Annotated in this window: 5 protein-coding genes; all 5 read left to right on the forward strand. The window is 42.0% G+C overall.

The annotated features are described in order from the left end of the window. The first annotated feature begins 66 nt into the window (after positions 1–66). The 5 genes from DKM50_11450 (at position 67) to DKM50_11470 (ending at position 6,328) form a co-directional block, all read left to right on the forward strand. Entirely contained in the window at positions 67–999 is a 933-nt protein-coding gene (locus tag DKM50_11450) for a hypothetical protein (GenBank protein ID PZM78578.1), read from the forward strand. 16 nt (positions 1,000–1,015) lie between these two features. Continuing rightward, on the forward strand, positions 1,016–3,118 hold the full coding sequence (locus tag DKM50_11455) for a thioredoxin domain-containing protein (GenBank protein PZM78571.1): 2,103 nt from the start codon (positions 1,016–1,018) through the stop codon (positions 3,116–3,118). 303 nt (positions 3,119–3,421) lie between these two features. Further along, positions 3,422–4,117 carry a 4Fe-4S ferredoxin gene (locus tag DKM50_11460; GenBank protein PZM78572.1) on the forward strand — a complete coding sequence of 232 codons (696 nt, stop codon included), beginning with the start codon at positions 3,422–3,424 and terminating at the stop codon, positions 4,115–4,117. A gap of 52 nt (positions 4,118–4,169) precedes the next feature. Next, the gene (locus tag DKM50_11465; protein ID PZM78573.1) at positions 4,170–5,828 is read left to right on the forward strand and encodes a hydroxylamine reductase; all 1,659 of its coding nucleotides are present in this window, start codon (positions 4,170–4,172) and stop codon (positions 5,826–5,828) included. A gap of 155 nt (positions 5,829–5,983) precedes the next feature. Further along, a complete protein-coding gene (locus tag DKM50_11470; protein ID PZM78574.1) occupies positions 5,984–6,328 on the forward strand; it encodes a cupin domain-containing protein in 345 nt (114 codons plus the stop codon). Positions 6,329–6,644 lie beyond the last annotated feature (316 nt).

The following is a 6,644-nucleotide window of genomic DNA, read 5'->3' on the forward strand; positions in this document are numbered from 1 at the left end:
CGAAGCCTACTATAATACCCCAAAACCTAAAAGGTTTTAAAAGGGGGGATATATATGGCTCGAACAATGGGCACTATTAAAATTGGTCAGAAAGCTCCCGAATTCTGTTTAAGAGATCAGAATTCACTTGAACGCTGTCTTTCGGATTATCTAGGTAAATGGGTTGTTGTCTATTTTTATCCGGAAGATGATACTTCCGGATGTACGAAAGAAGCGCGGGCATTCACTGCTGCGCGTGACGAATTCGGACAGTTAAATACTGAAATACTAGGAATTAGTCCTGATCCTGTTGAAAGCCATTTACGGTTTGTTAATAAGTACGGCATTGAGATTACTCTCCTTAGTGATCCTGACCACGAGTTCATCCAAAAATATGGTGCATGGAAAGTAAAGCAAAGGAGCGGAAAGGAAGCTGACTGGGGATTGGAACGCAGTACCGTTTTGATTGATCCTGATGGTATTGTTCAATATATTTGGCCTCACGTTCGGGTGGACGGACATGTACAGGAAGTTAAAGATGCGCTCACTCGTCTTCAAGTTCAATATGCCAGCGGTGGTATCCCTCCGGTATCTGAACGGCAAGAAGTACCTGCCGCTGAGAAAATTAACAACGAAATCTATCAACATACGGTCATAGATATTCGCAACTACGCGGGCAAATCTAAAGCTGAACTTTCAACTAAAATAAGCGAGTTGGAAATGGAATGGGATACTGAACGGGTACTGACAACTAATTTATCTGCCGTTACTGTTGTAAGTACAATCTTAGGTTTTACAAAAAGCAAATATTGGTTTCTGTTGCCAGGGGTAGTCGGCTTGTTCTTTCTCCAGCAGGCATTACAAGGATGGTCCCTTCCTTTGAGCCTGATACGCCGTCTCGGAGTGCGTACCGAGAAAGAGATCAGTTCAGAGAAGACTGCGCTTAAGATATTAAGGGGAGATTTTTCATCTATTCCAGAGGAACCGGAAGAATTACTGTCTAGAGTTCTAGCTGCTTGAGAGAAGGAGCGTGAATATGAAAAATCGAGCTAACAGGCTCATAAATGAACATAGTCCTTATCTGCTCCAACATGCGTATAACCCTGTAGATTGGTATCCCTGGGGAGAGGAAGCGTTCGAAAAAGCGAAGGCTGAAGATAAACCTGTTTTACTTTCTATCGGCTATTCTGCCTGTCATTGGTGCCATGTAATGGAACGGGAGTCCTTTTCAGATCCGGATATTGCCGCGGCTATAAATCGCGTTTTTGTGCCGGTTAAGGTTGACCGGGAAGACCGTCCTGACCTGGACAAGCTATTTATGGCTGTTTGTGAAATGCTTTCTGAGACAGGTGGGTGGCCGTTACATATAATTATGACCTCGGATAAGAAACCATTTTTTGCAACTACTTATATCCCTAAGTTAAGTACTTCGAATCGTATAGGGTTGCTGGAGCTTACTTCCAGAATGAAAAAATTATGGACTTATTATAGGAATGATTTGTTAACGACTGCAAACAATGTATTGAAAGACCTTTCCCGGCTTTCGGACCTGGGAGACAAGGAAGTATTGCCTTCCACGGTTATGAACGATACCTTCCTGCAATTATCTCATCAATTTGATGAGGAATTCGGGGGATTCGGAGCGGCTCCAAAATTCCCGATGCCGCATACGATCCTCTTCCTTTTGAATCATTATACAATGACGGGAAATAATCGATCCTTGGAAATGGCTGAGAAGACCCTTCAATCGATTCATCAAGGAGGTATTTTCGATCATCTCGGGTTTGGGTTCCATCGATATTCGGCTGACCGGAAATGGCATGTGCCTCATTTCGAGAAAATGCTATATGACCAGGCAATGCTGACTATGGCCTATACGATTGCTTATCAAGTGACGAAGCATGACCTTTATAAGGAAATTGCCCAGAACACAATTGAATATGTTCTCCGTGATATGGTATCGCTGGAAGGCGGTTTCTATGCCTCTCAGGATGCTGACAGCGAAGGTGAGGACGGGAGATTCTATTTGTGGTCCTATGATGAGATTGTAGAGTTGCTGGGATTGGAGGAATCGAAATTATTCATCTCACTTTTTTCCGTAGAAAAAGAGGGGAATTACTATGATGAAGCTTCAGGGAAGAAGACCGGCAAAAATATTTTATTTATGAAGAAACCATTATCTTCTTTTGCCCGGGAGAAGAACATGAAAGAAGCAGACCTGAAAAAGCTAGTTGCGGTAATGCAGGAAATACTTTATGCCGTAAGGTCATTAAGGACGATACCAGGAAAAAATACTAAAATATTAGCCGACTGGAATGGCCTTATGATAGCGGCGCTGGCTAAAGCTGCTCAGGTGTTTGAGGAGCCTCGTTATTATACTGTTGCGAAGAGAGCAGCTGATTACATTAGCAGAACAATGATGACGATTGATAATCGGCTTATGCATAGTAGCGGCGATGATTCTGTCAAAATTGCGACTGTTGATGACTATTCTTTTTTTATGTGGGGACTTGTGGAGCTCTATGAGACAGCGTTTGATCCTGATAATCTTATGGTAGCGGTTAATCTCTCTAAAGGATTGATAAGCCATTACTGGGATAAGGATAATGGTGGATTTTTTATGACTGCTGATGACGGAGAAATATTGTATGTGCGTCAAAAGGAACTGTACGATAATGCAATTCCTTCGGGAAATTCTGTTGCTATGCTGGTATTGATTATGTTATCCCGTATGACGGGAGACGTATCGCTCGAAGATAAAGCGCATGAAATACCTATGACTTTCTCAAAAAAAATAAAACAGACTCCTGCTGCATATACTCAGTTCATGATCGCAAAAGCTTATGAAGAAGGACCTTCTTATGAAATAGTTATTGTTGGTGATCCCTCTTCGCCTGCAACAGAAGAAATGATTGCCATTGTTCATCAAGAATATATTTCGAATCGGGTAGTCTTGTTCCGGCTAAGTGAAGGCGCAAAGGATGAAATCCTTTCAGTAGCGCCTTACCTGGCAGAATACAAATCAGTTAATGGTAAATCAACTGTTTATATTTGTAAAAATTATACTTGCCAGAGTCCTGTGACGGAGATTCAGGACATGCTTCGGCTACTGGATATTGAACCTGCCAGGGCAGCTTGATACAACATTGATTAAATCTGTTACCCAATCCAACAAATGATTCTGAGGTAGTTTCCCGCTCGGCTCTCCTAGCGGGAGTATTTACTCGTTTAGAATAAAATTACTTTCCGGAACATCTATTAACCTAAGGGGAAATGATTGAGAGGAATGCTCGCCTCACCTGACCGAAGTAAGTCGTGTGCCTTCTATGGAGTATGTTTAAGGATTAATTATAAATTTCAACGACTTGACTTAAGTCAAGGAATTCTTGTCTTTTTAATGGCATTATAGAGACATAACAAAAAAAGAGAGCAGGAGAAACACATGGTACTTAGAAAATTTATTGATATTGATGAAGCTAAATGTGATGGGTGTGGTAATTGCGTTGTAGCCTGTGCTGAAGGGGCGCTCCGAATAATCGATGGAAAAGCCAGAGTAATTAAAGAGCAGTTCTGTGACGGGCTGGGCGCCTGTATCGGAGAATGTCCCAAGGACGCTCTGAAAATAGTAACCAGGGATGTTGCCCGGTTTGACGAAACCGCTGTAGAAAAACATCTCAAGGAGAACCGAAAAGTCTGTCCTGGCACTGCTGTTCACGAGTTTCGGGATACGCCTGTTGTTCCTCAAACGCCAGTTGACGCGGCGGCTTGTCCTTCTCAGTTAAGGCAGTGGCCAGTGCAGCTCCATCTTGTTAGTCCTGCCGCGGGTTATTTTCAGGGTGCGAATCTTCTTATTGCCGCAGATTGCTGTGCTTTCAGTTATGGTAATTTTCATCGGGATTTTGTGAAAGATCGTGCCGTTGTTATTGCCTGTCCGAAACTTGATGATACCGAAGGATATATAGAAAAACTGGTAAATATTATAAAAGAAGGAAATGTATCTTCAATTACGGTGGTTATTATGCAGGTTCCCTGTTGTCGGGGATTAGCCCGGATAGCCCAAGAAGCCCTCAAACGTGCTAATAGGCCTATTCCTTATTCTGAAAAGATAATAAGTATAAAAGGGGAGGTGTCGGGTTGATTTTTTGAATGGCAAATGAACGCTATTAAAGCGATAAACAAAATTCAGGAGGATAACAATGTTTTGCTATCAATGTGAACAAGCAGCGAAAGGTCAGGGATGTACGCTCGTGGGTACCTGTGGTAAAACGCCGGAAGTATCGGCATTACAGGACTTGATTATAGAAAATCTTAAAGGTATAGCGGCTTATGCTAAACGTTCCAGGGAACTGGGATTCAGAGATAAAGAAGTTGATAAGTTTGTTGTTGACGGGCTTTTTACGACGATTACCAATGTTGATTTTGATCCTCAGCGGCTAGAGTCAATTATTGCGCAGTCGCAAATCATAAAAACTCAGATAAAAGAAAAATTTCTCAGGGTGTATAAAGAAATATATACTAAAGAATTTTCGGGATATTTGCCTGCTGCGGCATATTATGTTCCAGCGGCTCAATACGAGGAGCTTGTAATACAAGCTGAGAAGTTCGGTATTATGAGTAATCAGTCATTGAATGAAGATGTGAGAAGCCTTAAAGAATTATTGAAGTATGGACTTAAAGGTATGGCGGCGTATGCGCATCATGCATCCGTATTCGGGCAGGAAAGTGAGGAAGTTTCATCGTTTATTCATAAAGGACTAGATGCGCTTGCTGATGATTCTTTGGATATCGATGCGTTGATTGCTTTGAATCTGGAATTAGGAAAAGTTAATCTTACCTGTATGGAAATACTAGATAAGGGGCATACTGATACTTTCGGACATCCAACTCCGACGGAAGTGTTTACCGGCGTCAAAAAAGGTCCGGCGATTCTCGTATCCGGGCATGATCTTCTCGATTTGCTGGAACTGCTGAAGCAGACTGAAGGCAAGGGAATTAATGTTTATACTCACGGAGAAATGCTGCCGGCTCATGGGTATCCGGGACTTAAGAAGTACAGCCACCTTGTCGGTAATTACGGCGGGGCCTGGCAGGAACAGCAAAAAGAATTCGATGCGTTCCCAGGTGCTATCATCATGACAACGAACTGTATTCAAAAACCAAAAGGTTCATATTTCGATAGGATATTCACTACCGGACTAGTGGCCTGGCCAGGAGTAAAACATATCAATGATAGAAATGATTTCGGTGTAGCTATTGAAAAGGCATTGGCGCTTGGCGGTTTTAAAGAAGATAAAAATGAAAAGAATATTCTTGTAGGGTTCGGGCATAACGCGGTATTGAGTGTTGCGGATAAAGTTATTGGCGCGGTAAAAGCCGGAAAGATCAAACATTTTCTTCTGATAGGCGGCTGCGACGGTGCGAAGCCTGGCCGGAATTATTATACTGACTTAGCAGCAAAAGCACCTGAAGATACAGTTATTCTCACACTTGCTTGTGGGAAGTTCAGGTTCAATAAGTTGGATTTTGGAACTGTCGAGGGGATTCCTCGCTTACTCGATATCGGGCAGTGCAATGATGCCTACTCAGCTATCAAAATTGCCTCGGCATTGGCGGAAGCTTTTGAATGCGGCGTTAACGATCTGCCTCTGTCAATTGTGCTGTCATGGTATGAACAGAAAGCGGTTTGTATCCTGTTAACGTTATTCTCTCTTGGTATCAAGAATATTAAGCTGGGACCGACACTGCCAGCTTTCGTGTCTCCAAATGTTTTGAATGTGCTGGTGAAGAACTTCAATATCCAACCTATTAAAACAGCGGAAGAAGATCTTGAAGAAATACTGTTGGGATGATAAAGGATACTAAGGTTTCTCAAGGTGCTCTAGTGTTTCTGGTCTGGATTTAAAAACAATACTGTATCCCGCGCAATGCACGGGATACAGTAAATAAGATCTCTTAACCTTGATTAAAAGTAGTATAAATATTAAAAGAAAAGGAGGTTGTTCCAATGTCCGGATTTGATGAAAAAAAAGAGAGTCTGATTGGACAGGTAAAGAATCTGGGTGAACTGGTTAATTATCAGGATGATTCGGTGGTGAGCCGGATGCTCGTTAACGCGAAAGCCGGAACTATTACCTTGTTTGCTTTTGACAAAGGCCAGCGGCTGAGCGAACATGCTGCGCCGTTTGATGCGTATGTTCAGGTAGTTGAAGGTGAAGCACAGATAACTATCTCGGGTAGTCCGTTGCTTGTGAAAAGCGGCGAGATGGTCATTATGCCGGCAAATAAGCCGCACGCTGTTGACGCACAGGAAAAATTCAAGATGCTGCTTGTAATGATCAAGTCGGTATAACGACAATATAAATTATTTATACCTTGAAAAGAAAGGGCATGCCGTTAGGTGTGCCCTTTCTTTTCAAGGTTATACTCAAAAAATCTTAGATGATCCAAGCTTGCACTTCAGAAGAAACAAGTGGCTCAATTTTACATGGCCCCATGGCTCAGTTTTATTCTGCCATAACTAGCTATTCTAGACCGAGTGGTTCATAACTCGTATAAATTAACGATGAAAGTGATGCGGTAATAGGTCAAGGACTTTTTTAAAAGTAGTTTTTTGAAAAATAAGCATAGCAAAGCCTATATCGTTAAAAATTAACGATTTTGAATAT

The sequence above is a fragment of the Candidatus Margulisiibacteriota bacterium genome, assembly GCA_003242895.1.
In the GTDB taxonomy this organism is placed as follows: Bacteria; Margulisbacteria; Riflemargulisbacteria; order GWF2-39-127; family GWF2-39-127; genus GWF2-39-127.